Annotated in this window: 10 protein-coding genes; 1 reads left to right on the top strand and 9 read right to left on the bottom strand. The window is 52.5% G+C overall.

From position 1 onward, the window contains the following. Positions 1-174 precede the first annotated feature (174 nt). The gene (locus Q1Q75_RS15650; protein ID WP_300672517.1) at positions 175-2,622 is read left to right on the top strand and encodes a transporter substrate-binding domain-containing protein; all 2,448 of its coding nucleotides are present in this window, start codon (positions 175-177) and stop codon (positions 2,620-2,622) included. Between the two features lie 105 nt (positions 2,623-2,727). Here the strand turns inward: Q1Q75_RS15650 and Q1Q75_RS15645 are convergent, their stop codons facing one another. From Q1Q75_RS15645 to Q1Q75_RS15605, 9 genes are all read right to left on the bottom strand, one after another. Next, complete coding sequence (locus tag Q1Q75_RS15645) at positions 2,728-3,177, bottom strand: response regulator (RefSeq protein ID WP_300672515.1); 450 nt, start codon at positions 3,175-3,177, stop codon at positions 2,728-2,730. Positions 3,178-3,365: 188 nt separating this feature from the next. Continuing rightward, on the bottom strand, positions 3,366-5,078 hold the full coding sequence (locus tag Q1Q75_RS15640) for a PAS domain-containing sensor histidine kinase (RefSeq protein WP_300672513.1): 1,713 nt from the start codon (positions 5,076-5,078) through the stop codon (positions 3,366-3,368). A gap of 237 nt (positions 5,079-5,315) precedes the next feature. Beyond that, positions 5,316-7,679, bottom strand: a complete 2,364-nt coding sequence (locus Q1Q75_RS15635) for a histone deacetylase (RefSeq protein ID WP_300672511.1) — start codon at positions 7,677-7,679, stop codon at positions 5,316-5,318. A gap of 5 nt (positions 7,680-7,684) precedes the next feature. After that, a complete protein-coding gene (locus Q1Q75_RS15630; RefSeq protein WP_300672509.1) occupies positions 7,685-9,352 on the bottom strand; it encodes a sensor histidine kinase in 1,668 nt (555 codons plus the stop codon). 210 nt (positions 9,353-9,562) lie between these two features. Next, the gene (locus Q1Q75_RS15625; RefSeq protein WP_300672507.1) at positions 9,563-10,060 is read right to left on the bottom strand and encodes a hypothetical protein; all 498 of its coding nucleotides are present in this window, start codon (positions 10,058-10,060) and stop codon (positions 9,563-9,565) included. 164 nt (positions 10,061-10,224) lie between these two features. Beyond that, complete coding sequence (locus tag Q1Q75_RS15620) at positions 10,225-11,265, bottom strand: sulfite exporter TauE/SafE family protein (protein ID WP_300672505.1); 1,041 nt, start codon at positions 11,263-11,265, stop codon at positions 10,225-10,227. Between the two features lie 64 nt (positions 11,266-11,329). Next, positions 11,330-12,400 (bottom strand): calcium/sodium antiporter, encoded by a 1,071-nt coding sequence (locus Q1Q75_RS15615; RefSeq protein ID WP_300672503.1) that lies wholly within the window; start codon positions 12,398-12,400, stop codon positions 11,330-11,332. Positions 12,401-13,294: 894 nt separating this feature from the next. Further along, positions 13,295-14,728, bottom strand: coding sequence for a sigma-54 dependent transcriptional regulator (locus Q1Q75_RS15610; protein ID WP_300672501.1), 1,434 nt, complete (start codon positions 14,726-14,728; stop codon positions 13,295-13,297). 9 nt (positions 14,729-14,737) lie between these two features. Then, the gene (locus Q1Q75_RS15605) at positions 14,738-16,915 is read right to left on the bottom strand and encodes a sensor histidine kinase (RefSeq protein WP_300672499.1); all 2,178 of its coding nucleotides are present in this window, start codon (positions 16,913-16,915) and stop codon (positions 14,738-14,740) included. Between the last annotated feature and the right edge of the window lie 487 nt (positions 16,916-17,402).

Here is a 17,402-nt window from a genome sequence, read left to right as displayed (position 1 = left end):
CTTGCAACCGAAAAGTCTTGGGGCTTGTCGCGGCGTAGCCGAAGGCGAAGACGGACTTTTACCGATGCGCAGCCGGCGTCCTTTCAAAAAACCGACGCCGGTCCTTCAACAGCCTAAGAATATGTGGTAATCTCATCAGGAAAAGACCCTCACACCCTATGGACAATAGACACTATGCCGGGCTTTCCCTCACACCGGGTCATTCGATGGCCCCTTCGATACCTGCTTGCGGCGATCCTCATCCTGTTTTTCGCCCTGTCCTGCCGGATGGATGACGCTCTCTCCCTGACACCCGAAGAGCACCACTGGCTTAAAGCTCATCAGGGAGACCTGACGATTCTTCTTGAAGATGGCCTGCCTCCTTACGTCTTCCATGATGAAGCCGGAGATTATGACGGCTTTTTTGTGGACTACCTGAGAGAAATTGAAAAACAACTGGGCCTCAACCTGCCCATCAAAGCATTCACCCGCTGGAATGAGCTCCTCGACCACGCCAGGACGAACCGAAACTTCATCTTTCTGGGGATCCACCGCACCGATGAGCGCGCCCGCTACCTTCTCTTTACCGACCCCGTCGTCAAAGTGCCCTACGCCATCGTCACGCGAAAAACCACTCAGGGCACAGCCATCCCGGAATTTGCCGAAAAAAAACTCTGCGCGGTCACCAACTATGCCGTCAATGACGACCTGACGCGATACTACCCCCACATCACCCCCATCGGAGTAAAAACCAGCATCAAAGGCCTTCATGAGGTCTCCTCAGGGAATTGTGACGCCATGGTCATCAACCAGATGGAGGCCTCCTACCTGATCGAAAATCTGGGACTCACCAATCTCCAGATTGCCGGCCAGACGCAATTTCGCAACCGGCTGGCCCTGGCCACCTCCCTTGACGACCCGGAGCTCTTCAGCATTCTCGAAAAAATAGTGGATCAAATCGAACCAAATCGGCGACAGGCCATCTACCGCCGATGGGTCAGTACCGGTGAAGTCACCCTGCCGGAAACCCTGCGCATCAGCCTTCAAATCGGGACGGGACTCGTTTTCTCCCTTATCTTCCTGCTCTGGGCCTGGACGACCAGCTTGAGACAACAGGTCGGCAGACAGACCCAACAGATCCGGGAAAACAACGAGAACCTGCGCATCACCCTGGACTCCATTGGAGATGCGGTCATCACCACGGGCACAGACGGAAAGGTCACTCGCCTGAACGCAGCGGCGGAGAATCTAACGGGATGGCCCCTGGAAGATGCCGAAGGAAAAGACATCCGTGACGTCTTCCGGCTTCAGGACCGCAACACAGACCAGCCGATCTCTCTTCCTGAATTCACCGGCGATGAACTCAGCGATAAGGATAAAACGACCACCGAAGCCATGCTGATCTCACGAAACGAGTCGTTGTATCGGATAGGCTATAACTTTGCCCCCATCCGGGATGAAACGGGAAAAGCCATCGGTATTGTGATTATTTTCAAGGATATTACCGATAAAATGAAAGCCGAAGAGGACCTTCTTCGGGTGAAAAAACTGGAGTCCCTGGGCATCCTCGCCGGAGGCATCGCCCACGACTTCAACAATCTGCTCACCGGGCTTTACGGCAACATCTCCATGGCGAAGATGGCACTGCCGCCAACACATGAAGCCATGGATTATCTCGCATCGGCCGAGGAATCCATGGAGGCGGCCGTGGCGCTTACCGGTCAGTTTCTCACCTTTTCAAAAAACGAACAGCCTGTAAGGAAAGTCATCGCAGCCGGGAAAACCCTGGCCGAAGCCGCCGCCTTCGCCGCGCAAGGGCTTAACGCACGCCTGGAAACCAGCATTGATGACGACCTGTGGCCCGTCTCCGCCGACAAGGGGCAGCTCAGCCAGATTGTCGGGAACCTGGTCATCAACGCGCACCAGGCCATGTCTACCGGAGGTGTGATTTCCCTGACCGCATGCAATGCACAGGCGCCTTCCGGCCGCACGGTCCGCATCACCATCCAGGACACCGGAACCGGCATCGACCCGGAACACCTCGATAAAATTTTCGACCCTTACTTCACCACAAAAAAAACAGGCAGCGGGCTGGGCCTTGCCACCACCTACGCCATTGTCGCCAAGCACAACGGAACCATCGCCGTGGATTCGGAGTTGGGAAAAGGCACCACCTTCACCCTCTCCCTTCCTGCCGCCACAAAACCCATTGAAGAGCCGCTGGAAGAGAGGCTGGAGAATTATATCGACACCCATGCCCTTGAGGCACACGTTCTCGTTCTAGACGATCAGGCGGTGATCCGAAAAATCCTGGAGACCATTTTACGTAAGCTGGGAATTAGGGTGACGTTCACCGTGGAGGGGCATGAAACGGTAGAAGCCTATCGAAAACGACAGGCGGAAGGGAAGCCCTTTGACTGTGTGGTTCTGGACCTGACCATTCCCGGAGGGATGGGGGGACGGGAGACATCAGAGAAGATTCTCGCCATGGATCCCCAGGCTAAAATCATCCTCTCCAGCGGCTACGCCAGCGATCCCATCATGTCGAATTATGAAGAGCACGGCATCAAAGCCATTGCCGTGAAGCCCTACCGGTTTTCGGATTTCAAGGAGATCCTGCTGCGGGTTCTGCTGGATAAATAAAAAAAGTCTACAAACCGGGCTGCCTCAGGCAGAATTCCGAGGCCAGCACGATTTGTAAACCTCACCCATTCATTTGGATAAGCGCCTCATATGTTGTCAGACGCATCAATCAAACAAATCAAAAACGGATGAGGGTGATTCCACAAGTTTTTTCAGTTTTCCCTCCATATCTATTTTCCAGGCGTCATCTTTTTTTCTCCACGCCCCCTCGATCTTTTCGACAAGGTCGTCGATTTCACAGGGTTTGGTGAGAAAATCGTATGCTCCGAGACGAATCGCTTCAACGGCAGCATCAATGGAACCGTGGCCGGTCAGGAGAAGTGTTTCGGTAAGAAGCCCCAATTGCTTGATCTGTTTCAGGGTTGCCAGTCCATCCATCCCCGGCATCTTAAGATCCAGGACAACGACGTCAAATTTGTCGTCTTCAAGAGCGCTTATGGCACTCTCTCCATTGTAGACCGCCGTGACTTTGTACTGCCTGTTTTCGAGAAGTTTCGCCATATTATTAGCAAAAATTTCCTCGTCATCAACCAATAGTATTTTACTTCCTATCATAGGCCATCTCCTTTCCTTCATTAAGGGTTGGTCAACATGGGTGACCCTAAAAAACATCGACACTTACCTCGCGCCTTAGGGGCATCGAAAACCAGGGAGAGCCTCCAAGCCATGTGCATCGGCTTTTCGTCTCCCCTCGATTCTTTTTTTAACGTCACCTTCCCCAGTCAATTAAAACGGAGTCGAGTTCATCCCTTCTTCACCCGCTCTTCGGGAGGGGTCAACGGCAGCTCCAGAATAAAAGCGGCCCCTTTTCCGGCTTCGCTTTCCACGTGAATCAGCCCTCCAAGCTGCTTGACAATGCTGTAGCAGATGGAGAGCCCCAGGCCAGTGCCCCTTCCCGGAGGCTTTGTGGTAAAGAAAGGATCAAAAATTTTTCCCATATCGCTGTTTTGGATTCCCGTGCCCGTATCTTCGACGGTGACGACGATCCCGCTCTGATCTTTGGCAGAAGCCGTCGTAATAGTAATCACACCGCAGGCTTTTTCTTCGTGGGCCTCAATGGCGTTGTTGATAATATTCAAAAACACCTGCTGAAGCTGTGAGGGATCCGACAAAATGGACGGCAGGGTGGCCTCCAGCAACGCGACAAACTTGATGCCGTCCGATTTGGCTTCCCTTTCCATCAGATCGATCACTTCTTTAATAAATTGATTCACATCCACGGTCTCGATATCGGAGCGTGTCCTTCGGGCAAACCGTAAAAGGCTTCGTGTAATGTGCTTGCACCGACGTGCCTGGATGTTAATCTGATTCAGAGAATCCTCAAATTGTTTCCTGAAGACCTCATCTGTGATGCGAGCCCTTTGTTCCGTATCCAGCAAAAGCTGGCGTTCCGTCATGATGATGGCAAGGGGATTGTTGATCTCATGGGCGACGCCTGCTGAAAGCTCACCGATGGAGGCCATTTTCCCGGCATGCATGAGTTGAAGGTTCATGCATTCAACCTCGAGATCTCTTTTTTTAATCACCGAAACCATGTGCCGGGTAATCAAGATGGTGACAATTAAAATAATCAATGCACTGAGATGCAAATACACCAGGGACGCCCTGTTAGCATAACGAACCTCTTTAAACAATTCGGCCTTCCCCTGGCTCGCCACCAAAAGCCACCGGGGATCCTCCAGCCAGGTTTCACAGACAATCCGCTGGTCCCCCCCCCTGCCGGTGGTTTCATAACACTCCGGTTTCGAATGGGGGTGCGCGATGCCGTCAAATCCAGGAGCCGGAGTCATCATCTCCCCACCTGACCCGAGGCTTGTTTGATAGAGGCCCTGGCTGTTCACCAGATAGATATCTCCGGTCTTGCCCAACCTGATGTTCTCCACCAGGGACCGAAACCGATCCGTGTTGACCGTGGCCCTCAATATCCAGCACCGGCCGTTTTCATGCCGTGCCACAGCCATGACAAAATGCGGTACTTTTCTGAACCCCATAAACATGTCGCTGGTATAAATGCCTTTCTCCATCACCTCTCCGAACCAGATGGTTTCGGAATAATTTTTGTCGATCAGATCAAACGGGCCGACATAGGCGAGGTGCTCCCCGGTATCATCGATGATGCCTATATCGGTGAGGATCCAGGAATCGCGGTTCACATTTTCTAAAATTTGCGTGAGCTGGCCCTCTTCAACCAGGCTGGACTTGGAATGCGTGCGCGCGATGAAATCGAGTCTGTCCCGATTTTCCTTCAAGAAAAGTTCAATAATTTTCCTGTGATAATCAACCCGGGTGCAGAGGGTGTTCATCGTGCGTTCTCTGGCAAACCGTGAATAATGGATATTGATGGCCCAGCCAGCAAAGAGAAGGGGAACCAGAGAGCAGATCATGGTCAGAAAAATAAACCGACGAAAGAGACGGGAATAATGTGCCTGTTTTCTGCTTTCTGAGTATTGAGTCATGCAGCCCCCCCCATGGACATGATGAAGTAAACATTCCGCCGGCTGATTCTTTATCCGTTCAATACAACAAGCATTACAACAAGCGTGCCAGACAGAGCCCTCCATGCCATTTCGTGACAACCCTCGAAAATATCATCGTTTACATAACAGAAGGCAAAAAAAAAGCCCGTGCATTCACGGGCATTGTCATCACAGAGGAGACAGGGGTGGAAAGTACCATATGACAGTTCGGGATCCCTACTGGAGGACCTCCCAATACTTTTTATGCGTGTTGATCACGGTTTTAAGGCCTGCCAGGCTGCGGAGGTCACTTTTACGTATGTTATCGACTTTTTCCCGACTGACACTCGACACGTTGCAGACCTCTTTCATCACCTCAAGCCCACATTTGCGAATCCCGTCAATGCTGTAGCCCCCTTCCATCACAAAGGCAATACGGCCCCCTGCCAGGCGTTCCGCCATTTCCAGGAGAAGCGCGGTTAAAATGGCATAGCCATTGGGCGTCACCTTCATGCCGGCCAGCCGGTCATGAATAAAAAGGTCAAACCCAAAAGAGACAAGGATCATCTCCGGTTCATAGGCCTGCGCCACCGGTCCGGCCATAAAATAGAGCGCCCTTCCGATGTCCCGTGCCCGGCTCCCCTTGCCCAGGGGAATGTTGATGGTATAGCCTTCCCCCTTTCCCCGGCCGGTCTCTTCAACCCGCCCCGTGCCCGGAAACGAACCCGACTCGTGGATAGAGACAAAAAGGACCTCATCGGTGTCATAAAACACCTCCTGGGTGCCGTTGCCGTGATGGGCGTCAATATCGATAATCATCAGCTTCGAGACCCCGTATCGGTGCTTGAGATACCGTGCCCCCAACGCCACGTTGTTGAAAATACAAAACCCCATGCTCCGCGAGGGCAAGGCATGGTGTCCCGGAGGCCGAATAAAGGCAAAACCCCGTCGCGCCATGCCGGACATAATGGCGTCCAAAAGAGAAAAGAGCCCTCCTGCCGCCAACCTGGCCGTGGCCCAGGACTCTTCCGTCGTCTGGGTATCAAAGTCAAAGGCAGAAAGTTTTTTTCCCGACGTGTTTGCCACCTTTGCCACATACTCCGGGGTATGCACCCAGGTCAGCTCATATATTTCCGCCAGGCGGGGGGCAATCCCGAACCAGTGCCCATCCAGACAACGGTGACTCAAGACATCTTCCACCGCCTTAATCCGCCGGTAGTTTTCAAGATGTGCGATGCCCTGGAGATGATTCCGATATCGCCGGTCCGTGACCACCGCAACCGGCATGGAGTCCCCCCCGTGGCCTGACTGCGTGGCCGTTCGACCGAAGGCCTTCGCCAGGGCAAACAGCGCTTCGCCCTCAGGGATGCGGGACCTGTTTTTCATCAGCAGCCGCACCGTGGTCCGGGCCAGCAGGTCCGACCCAGCAGGATGAATCGCAATTTTCAGAAACTCACGCGCCGTGCTTCGCTTCCCGTTCATCGTTTTTCTTCGCCTGAGAAGCTTCACCTGTCCGGCCACTCTGTTGCACAGTGAGTGGGTAATGGAAGGGTACCTTTTTTTCGAAAAGGCGGACATGGCGGTAATGGAGGTGAGGAGCCTCCCTTCCGGGGAGGTCAGGACACATCGGTAGAGCCCCCTCCGATGAAACCCAATGGATGAGTAAAAGCGTTCGGCTTCAATCTCCGAGTCCAGAGAAAGCTCTTTTACATTGGGAAACCGGCTCTTCCAAAGCATCCAGGTGGAGGCCATGATAAAGGTCCCCGTCCCTTTCATCGAGCGGATGCCGCTGCCCTCCGGCAAGCCACCCCGCGTCGCGATGTATTTGACCTCAAGGCTCTGGTAAAAAGGCTTCGTCAACAATTCAAGAAAGATCAGACCCTGGAGGGCCTCCCCGGCGACACCGGCAAACAGCAGCTTCTCCGTGCCGGTGATAAGACAATTCAAAAGAAAACGAATATGGAAATAGTCCAGATTGAGGCGTGCGGACTGCATCAGGCTGTTCCGTGTAAACGGAAAGCTCATAAACATGGCTTTCGTCTCATCGCCGATGACCCCCCGAAAAAGAGTCGGGGGGTCATCGGAGGCATGCCGAAACCCCTCATCCAAGGTATCGACGGATCGAATCATCTCGAGCCGCTGAAGCCTGTGGGTCAATAAATCCACCCGGGGGCTCCCCTCGGTCTCCCCCCCTTTTTGACGGGCCAGGGCGATGCGATGATTCAGGTCGGCCGCGGCACGATCGATTTCATAGTCTATCACCAGGGAAAGACCGGCCGTATCGGTTTGAGATGCATGTTTTCCGGGCGTTCCCTCGGGTTCTTGATGGAGCAGCGCGCGCTTCTGGGCCATCTCTCCGTAAAAGAGCAACAGGGCCTGCTCGACCGGGGCGGTTCCGTCGTTAAAAAACTGGTACTTGTTGACAAAGGCTTTCCGGCCGGAGAATAAAAAATACGGTCTTTTTTCCTCCGAGGCCTCGGATGCACAAGGCACGTCGATCCTACCCTTCCCCAACATGATATTGAGGGTATAAGCGATCTCCGGCCGTCTCTTGCCGATGGCATCCACAGCCTGTTTGATATGTTCCCGTTTCAATATCATGAGCGTTACGCCTTCAACGATTCCTTCATAAATTCCTTCGGGATCTCAATCTCAAACACCACGCCTTGTTCTTCCCCGTTTTTGGCCGTCAGGCTCCCTCCGAGCCTCTCCATAATACGCTGGCTGATAGAGAGGCCCAGACTTGAATCCCCACGACCCGTGGAGTAATGCGGGTCAAAAAGCTGGGAGACCTCTGCCTCCTGCAACGGAAGCCCCGCATCGGAGACCGAAACCACGACACTGGAGGCTGTAACGGATGTGGAGACGCCGATGGCCCCGTTTGCCCCGGTAACCGCCACCGCATTGAGTAAAAGATCCTGAAATACCTGACGCAGCGCCGTCCCGTCACTTCTCACAGCAGGACATCCTTCTCCCCAATGAGCCACTACACTCATATTCTTTTCAATGAGGGAGGCCTTTAGAAAGCCAAGGATCCGGTCCAAGATCAGATGAACATCCACCTCCATAATCACCGGGTCTTCCGTCCCGACAAACTTTAAAAAACTGTCGATCAGGTTGCGCCCTCGGATGGACTCCGTGAGGATCTGGTTTGTGATAAAACAGGTCTCGCTCACGCTGGCATGGCCCACCTCCTCGTTCACCAGTATAGCGGTTACGTGAATATTTGACAGGATATCATTCAGGTCACTGAACACGCCCTTTGAAAGCTCCATGGAGGAAGCAAAGCTGGCTGTGGTCCGCAGGCGATTGTCCAGACGCCTTAAATTTTTCCGTTTATCCTCAAGCATCATCACCAGGCTGTCCGTGGTAAAAAGAACGGTCAACACAATGATAAATCCGCCCAGCAAGGCGACAAAGAGACCGGTGGTCCGCACCTTGTGCAGCTCTTTGAAAATATCTTTTTTCTGGATGCTCACCACACTGAGCCATGGCACGGCCTCAAGCCAGGTGGTCAGAGTCACGGCCGAGCCTTTCTCGTCTACCTGAACGCCTTCAAAACGTTGGGGGACCGGTACCTGAGATATCATCATCAAGCCGCCCCCCTTCCTCGGGTTGGTCTGGAACACCCCCTGGCTGTTGATCAGATAGGCATCGCCGTCCCGGTGTTGAGCCACCCGGGTCACAATGTTGTCAAACAATCCGGAGACCACCGTGGCCCGGAGGATCCAGGTGACCTCCCCCTGCCTGCGCTTGACCGCGATAATAAAATGGGGCTGATTCCTGAAACCGGTGAACACATCGCTGACATACACCCCGTCAGACATCGCTATTTTAAACCAGCGGGTCTCGCGGTAATTTTTCCCCTTGAGATCGTACGGCCCAATGTAGGCAAGGTGGTTGCCGTCACTGCCGATGATGCCCATGTCTTCAAAATAGGGTTTTTCCTGCTGAAGGGCGGTAAAAATACGATCAAAGCGGTCCTGCGACACCATCTGGGCCAGGTTGTTGTTCTGAGAAATAAACTTTAAATCCATGATCCGTTCGGAAAGAAATAAATCGATGGACCTCTTATGAGAAACCACCTCGGCCTGCAGAGCATCGATCGTCTTAGTTTTCAAAGAACCGGCCATGTAAAAATACATTCCCCCCCCGATGACGAGCAGGGGCAGGAAAGCTGAAAGCGTCAAAATAGCGACCACTCTTTTCCATACTTTCCGATAATAAGGAAAATCCCGGGGTGCCGATAATGTAAAAAAAGATCTGTCAGACATGGCTTGTATCTTCCGATTCTGAAGAGATGACTTCGTGAATTTATTAATCACGTGAAACATCACTTAAAAACCTGTTTGAACAAAGAATGGAGGTGACCTCCGGTCGCACGCCATCCTTTTGGTTTCACCTCAGGCAACGCAACAAGGCCAGACCACTTAACAGCGGCCCGGCCTCAACGGGAACAAAAAATTCCCCAACGCACGGGCAGTTCACGAACAATACATCACGATGACACAAAACATCAGGGCGGCAACGGTGACCGTATAGCTGACCACCCCTTTTTTCACCGCCTCAAAATGAGCCTCGGTGCACAGATGCCCCTGTGCGCATTCATACTGAACCACCTTTTCACCGATCGCAGAGATCCCCTTGATTTTCCGGGTCACCGCGCCACAGACATGGCCCTCCTCATCCTCGCCGAGGCAGCGCCGCCGAGCCCCTGTCACAAAAGCGGTGAGGTTAAACAGATGATTCCAGATCAATGACATTATAAAAAATGAAAGGAAGAACAAGAGCATATGCTTCTTCGTCAGCCCCAGCCCAGCCAATGAAGCACCGAGGGTCGACGGCGTCAACGGGCCCTGGACATTTCCGAAAAGCCCAAGGTAATAGAGGAAAAACGACCCCCCCATGACAATCATGCTCACCCCGATACTGTGGGTGCGTTTTCGTAAATACTGACTCTGATCCATTGGGTTGCCGTTCATTTCATCTCTCCTTTCATCCAAGCTCCGGCCGCTGTCCGCCCGGCATTTTCGTTCTTCTCCAAACCCGGCACCGCGAAATCCCGTCGGGTCTCCCTCCCCCGAAATCGGGGAGGGAGAGGTCTGACGATATGATCGTCATCGGGTCATCTCAACTGCTGAGGAGATCAGCCGACGAGTTTTGCATAGATCCCTGGAATAATCTTGTAGAAGCAGAGCACAGCCACGATCAGGCAGTAAGCCGGGACAATGATTTTCCACAATTTTTCCGGGAAGACGCGGGTCATGTAAGGTGCCGCAACCGCAGAGAACATGGTCGCGAGCATCATGGACGGCAGCAGCAGATAGTCAATCTGAACACCGCTGGAGAGAAGCGCCAGCCAGACAACAATGGCAAAGGTACTGACCGTGCCTTCACAGATAGCCGTCACAGCCAGCATACTCTTGACAGGCACACCGGAGAGAAGGCCACCGATGGTCACAACCGGCCCGTAGCCCCCGCCGCCGACCCCTTTGTTGAACCCAGCCAGGGCAGCAAACCCGATCATCTTATTCGGTTTATAAGGCATGTCTTTCTTGGCGCTCCAAACGGAGATCACACCCATCATGAGAAGCAGGCATGCCACATAGAGCTTGATCCAGACCTTGTCCACATGGAGGTATTTGTAGACACCGCAGATGGAGATGGCCACCGCGATACATCCTGTCACCGCAATAATAAGCCAGAGCCGGACGGTTTCAGACATGGGGCTGAACTTCCACTCCACGTTCTCAAATTCCCGGTGAAGGAAGGCACCGACAATGCCTGCCACGCCCTGTTGAACCATGACCACCGGCACGATCTGCTTGGGGTCAAAGCCAATCACGAGAAGGATCGGGGTCAACGCGGTCCCGAAGCCCATGCCCGCAGAGGCGTCCATGAACTCAAAAAATGCGGCCAAAAGAACCACACTCCAGACGATGGTCCACTGGTTTCCCTGAAGGCCGTGTGCGACGACCCAGTCGGACTGAATCCTGACCGTGGGCTCAAAGGGGTTTCCTGCCAGCCAGATGCCCAGGAGAAACACCAGAAAAAAGACAAACACAGCCCCCAGAGCGGCGCGGATATGGCGCCACTCGGGAATAAACCGCTCTGCGATGGTCTGCTTCTCTTTCTCCAGCTCCCGGGCCACTTCCCAGCCCATGTTCTTGTTTTCATGTCCAGTCATACGTTCTCTCCTTTTCAGTCCAATCCTGTTTCCTGTTTATTTTGTCCTGTCTTTTACGTTCATTTTAAGCCGGTAATTTCACATTCAACGCGTACTGAAGCACCACATAGCTGATATAGACGCCGAGTAGCCAATAACCCTGTACCCGTTTAAACTTGCCGTCCTTGTTCATCGTAATAAAGGCCCTGAAAGACCAGAGGATGATGAGCATGGCCGGAAAGTGGAAGAAATAGAAATTCTGTGGAATGGCCAGGGGCTTGGCCGTGGCAGCCGCTCCGATAACGAAGAGGCAATTGAGAACATCGGCACCGACGATGTTGCCGACGGTGATTTCGGGGTAGCCTTTTCGGATCGCCGAAATGGCGGTCATAAGTTCCGGCAGGGAGGTTCCAAAGGCCACCATGGTCGCGGCGATAACATCTTCAGGCACGCCAAACCGCAGGGCGATCTCCGAGGCACTCGGGACCAGAATACGGGCACCGAGAACAACGAAGAAGAGACCGCCGATGACCATGAGCCAACACTGGAAGAGCCCCATCAGCTCGGCTTCATCCCCCTCGTCACTGTCTGCCTCTTCGTCACCCTGCAGGGAGCCATGCTTTGACCACATGAAGGTGGCGTACATATAGACCGCCAGCAGGATCAGAAAAAAGATCCCGATGGATCGACCGATCACCGGAGCGCCCGAGGAGGTAAAAAACACAACCACGGCAATAAAAACGAGAAGGGTTGCAGAGCCCACCTGCACCCAGCCGGTCCTGTTAAGGATAAACCGATTGACCGGGACCGCTGCCAGGATGCATGTGAGTCCGAAAATCAGACCGGTATCCGCGATGATGGAGCCCACCCCGTTGCCAAGGGCCAGCCCAGGGTTCCCCATGAAGGCCGCCATGACGGAAACAAAAGCCTCGGGCATGGTGGTTCCCAGAGAGATAATCGTTGCACCGATTACTATTTTGGGAATCCCCGTCCGTGTTGCCAGGTCAACAACGCCGTCGATCATCCAATCCGCCCCTTTGGACAGCAAAATGATGCAGACGACAATTACGCCCAGCAAGGCCGGAGTTGACAGAGCGGATAACGCTTGCGACAGCAAGGCTTCATCTCCGATCCATTGCCAGATAGTGTGTTGCATAAACCCTCCTTCCTGAATCAACATTCCTTATAAATAACGAAGCCGGTACGTTGCTTGCCGACGTTCACTTCTGTAGTAGTTATTACAAAAGGCGTACCAACAAATTAAGAAAAGAAGTAAAACCCAGTAGGCCCCTGATTTCAATGAGTAAAGCACACCTTTTTTCCTGTCACTCTCCTGAAGACAGACACCAGACAAAACCTGTGGGTGGACACTTACCATTCAGCAATGTCACTTCACTGTGGACAGCCCGTGTCCCCTCTGTGGCATCTATCCCGGATATTTCATGAGAAACGATTAGATTAAGACAATGAGTAACTATTCAGTTTGCCTTCGCCAGGTCGTCGAGGCAAATGACAGAAAGATTCAAATGCCAATACGTCACACCTTTTCATCACCGCGTAGGGTGCGGCTCCCGCACCTTCTACCGTAGAGAGGACCATCGGCCTCGCAAGTGAACGATGGCCACGCGTCTTATTTCAAAATGCGGTGTTTCCGGATTACGATACGCCTGACGGTGCGCAAGGCGCACCCTACGCATCCACCCGGTACTGCATTGTAAAAATGAGGACGATACGGATTTTCATACATGGATTCCCGCCTGCGCGGGGAAGACGAAAAGCGTAGGGTGCTGTCAGGCCGGGGTTATAAAGAAAAAATGGATAGCTGAATAGCTACGTCAATGAACGGTTATTACAGAGGGTTGCTATGAAAAATTCTGCTATTTTCAAAAAGCAAAATGTAATCCACGGTATTCTGTTTGATTTTCTCATCCTTCGGGCGAGCCGGGATAGGGCAAACAAAAAAAGCAGACCACTTAAAATAAGTAGTCTGCTTTCTCTAAAAACAGGTCTTTTACGCCAACGGATATCTGGTCAAAGGCCGGATCCGGACTTAGCCAGCGACCAGAAAAAGATCCTTGGCAGAATCCGATTTCTTGCCCCTGAACTCATCGGCTTCAATGTGCGATTCCTTCATCAGGCGGTGAAGATACTGCCTCTGTATCCCTGCCGTTTCAGCGGCCTTGCTGATGTTCCCGCCGCTCTCTTTCAGGAGAGTACGGATATAAAGGTCGTGAAAGGTCCGGATATTTTCGTCTTTGGCGTCTTTAAAGCTCATCATAGGTTTTTCTAAATTCATCCGGGGAAGACACCCCTGATTCGGTCCGGCGAGTCCCAGATCCGCAAGAGTCAGGGTCTCTCCGTTGCAAAAAATGACGCCCCGTTCGATGATATTTTCAAGCTCCCGGACGTTGCCAGGGTAATTCCTCTCCTTGAGCACCTGGAGGGCATGTGCCGCGATCCCCTGAATCGTCTTTCCATTGAGTGCCGCATATTTGGTAAAAAAATGATGGCAAAGAATGGGAATATCCTCCCTTCTCTCGCCAAGGGAAGGGATCTCCATACGAATCACGTTGAGGCGATAAAAAAGATCGGCCCGAAATGTTTTTTCCACCATGGCCTGTTCCAGATTTTTGTTGGTGGCCGCAATAAACCGGAGGTCTGCTTTCAGAGTTTTAACGCTGCCGACGGGGCGGTACTCCCCTTCCTGAAGCAGCCGGAGCAATTTTGTCTGAAACCCAGGGTTCAGGTCTCCGATTTCATCTAAGAACAGGGTCCCCCCTTGCGCCTCTTCCACCAGGCCAGGCTTATCCACCACGGCCCCGGTGAAGGCCCCCTTGACGTATCCGAACAGCTCGCTTTCGATCATATTCTCAGGAATGGCTGCGCAGTTGATCGTCACCATATTTTTTTCACGCCTCCGGCTGTTCTTGTGGATGGCCCGGGCCACCAGCTCTTTACCCGTGCCACTGGGACCCGTAATCAGCACCGTGCCGGAGGTGGGCGCTGCCTGCCGAATGCGCTGGAACACATCGGCCATGGAGGCCGTGGATCCGATGATGGAAAGATCGTTCTTTTTTTCAAGGGCCTTGCGAAGCTGCCTGTTTTCTCTCACCACCCGCTGGCACTTCATCACCCGATCCAGAGTAACCAGCAGCCGTTCCCGACGAAAGGGCTTGGTGAGATAATCGTCTGCCCCTTTGCGTGTCGCTTCCACCGCCGTCTCAATGGTGGCATAGGCCGTCAGAATCACCACCGATATATCTGGACGCATCGCCCGGACCTTTTCCATCAGGGTGATCCCGGACATCCCGGGCATGTTCAAGTCGGTCATGACCAAATCGAAGGGCTCCTCTCTCAACATCTCAAGGGCTTTTTCCGGGTTGTTCTCCGTGACAGCCGTATAATTCGTATCTTCAGAAACAATCCTGCCAAGCAGTGTCAACATGTCCTTTTCATCATCGACTATCAGAATACGACCGCTCATCTTTCCTCCTCACGATTTAACCATCAGCTTGACAGTAAAGGTTGTCCCGCCGTCTGCGGCATCTGATGAAGAATGCGCCCTGCTCTCACACGCCATAATCCCCCCAAACCCTGTGATGATGCCGTAACTCACAAACAGGCCGAGTCCTGTTCCCCTTCCCTCGGGTTTGGTGGTAAAAAACGGCTCAAATATATGATCGATATCTTTCTCTGCGATGGCGATGCCTTCATCCTGAACCACAATCTCTGCCATGTCGTGATGCGTATCCATGGATGTCCGAAGGGTCAGAGACCCACCTTCAGGCATTGCATCGGCGGCGTTGTTAATCAAATTAAGAAACACCTGCTGAAGCTTATGAAAATCGCCCCTGACAAGGGGCAGAGTGTCCAGGAGATCGGTGGTTAAATCAATTTTTTCTTTGGCCAGCCGATGCCTGACGATCTGAATCACGTCTTTCAGGCAAAGGTTCAAATCCGTGTGTCGAGGCCCCTGATTTTCTCCGGTACGCACAAAACTCAGCAAGTTTTCGACGATCTCTTTGCAATGAAGCCCTTGGCGTTCGATGGTTTTAAGGTCCTCGTACTCCTGGGAGGCCGGGTCTTTTTTGCGCAATAAAAGGTCACAAAAGCCAAGGATCACGCCCAAGGGGTTGTTCACCTCGTGGGCAACCCCGGCAGCCAGTGTTCCCAGGGAGGCCAGCTTCTCTGTATGGATCAGATGACGCTCCAGTTTTTTATCTTCCGTAATATCCCGTGCAATGCAGAGGACCAAGTTGACCGGCCCCTCTTCGCTGCGCACAGGCACCATGTTGGCGTCGATAAAGATCTGCGCGCCACCTAGGTCAAACCGGGCCTCCTTTCGGATGCTTTTTTTACTTTCAAAAATTCTGTGAAAAAGCCGCTCCATCTTCCGGCTCAACTCAAGAGGAAACAAAGACGAGAGCCCCTTGCCGAGATGATCCTCTGCCCTGCATTCAAAAAAATTTGACGTAAAGCTGTTCATGGACTGAAAAATCCCGTTGCGATCGACGGTAAAGATAAAGTCTTCCGCACTCTCCACAAGGGATCGGTATTTCGCCTCGGATTTTACGAGCTCATCGGTCTGACGATTGGCCTCTTTCTCCATATACCCGGACCATTTCACTTCAAAAAACATGATGACCGAAGCACTGCCGATAATAATCAGGATCACGGCCAGCTGGGCATAAAACTGGCGATTGTATTTTTCCCTCACGGCGGCCTCCACTTCCGAAACAGGGGCCACCACCGCAATCGACCACGTCTGAGCCGGGGCCTCTGCGATCGTCACGGGCGTGTATGCGATCAGTTTTTCGATCGGGCCTGTCTGCCCCCGATGCCATCCCGCCATATACGACCCCGAGCCCTGGTTTCCTTTGAGCATCTCCTCCCGTTGAATTTTATTGATCGCCACAAAAGAGAGGTCAGGAAATTTTGATTTCCGCGCTATAAATGCGTTCTGGCCGGTAAATGTGACATCAGGGTGATACAGAAAATTTCCGTCACAATCGATAATCCATGCGTACCCGGTCCGCCCGGAACGGATCGTCTTAATGGAGGGGCCAAGAAGCCATGAGATGTTCACGTGACAGACCAGACTCCCGGAACCCTGTCCGCCCACGGGGATACCCAGCAAAATAAAAAGACCGGAGGGGGTCTTTTGCGGCCTTGAAAATCTCAATTCTCCCTGGCTGTCGGCGTCCAGATTAAAAGGAAGCAGCGGCTGCGTTCCAAGAGAAGCCCGAAGAAGTTCGTCATGGAAAGGAGCGCCGGTATAAACCATGCCTGCCTCTGTGTCACGGTATTCAATTTTACTGACGCCGAATTCGATGACACGGGCAAGGGTCATTTTAATCGCCTTTTCGGGATCACCCTCATTTTCTATCTCACGGGACAAAACGACCATCTCCCGATTTAATGCCGAAAATTTCATTTCAATAAAGTCCCTGACGTTGTGTGCCACAACCATCTGCTCTCTATTGAACTGATCCCTCACAATCTGGCTCATGGCCCGAATAGACCACTGGGACATCACCGCACTGGCGGCAACAAAAATAAGCGCCGTCAGGGCCACCATAATGATAATACTTTTCTCTATTCCCGAACGCTGGTACCGATAGGATGGTTTCAGGGTCGGTGTCTGGTGTTTTCCCGTCTTTGGTCTTTTCACAACCTGAATATCCTGTGCCTGAGGTCACTTCTGAGGATGGGAAACCACCGTTTGCGGATCTCTTTTCCCATGTGCCTCTATCAAACAGTGGCAACGACTGTGCCAATGAGAGCAAGAAGAAAGGTTCGGAATTATAGACCTGAATATCAATAGATTGCCCGATCCTGCTCACCGGACATAAAAAGAACTCAGGCGGCGGGGATGTACATATCTTTTACAGATTGTAAAATTCACCATGACCGCCGGGGAAAGCCAGCGCCCTATCCCGAATATTTCATGAAAAAACAATCAGGACTAAGGAATAATTCGTAATTACAGTTCTTTGCGGTAATATTTTCAGTCATTTCAAAAATGCAAAATGTAATCCACGGTATTCTGTTTGATTTTCTCACCCTTCGGGCGAGCCGGGTGCACTCATCTGCCGCGTTATCAGAGCTTTGAGGTAAACCACTACATCTTCAGCTCTGATGCCTTGCATATGAGCGCA

Source organism: Desulfoluna sp., assembly GCF_030145185.1.
In the GTDB taxonomy this organism is placed as follows: domain Bacteria; phylum Desulfobacterota; class Desulfobacteria; order Desulfobacterales; family Desulfolunaceae; genus Desulfoluna.
The sequence above is the reverse complement of the archived record's forward strand: the minus strand, read 5'-3'. Positions and strand labels throughout refer to the sequence as shown.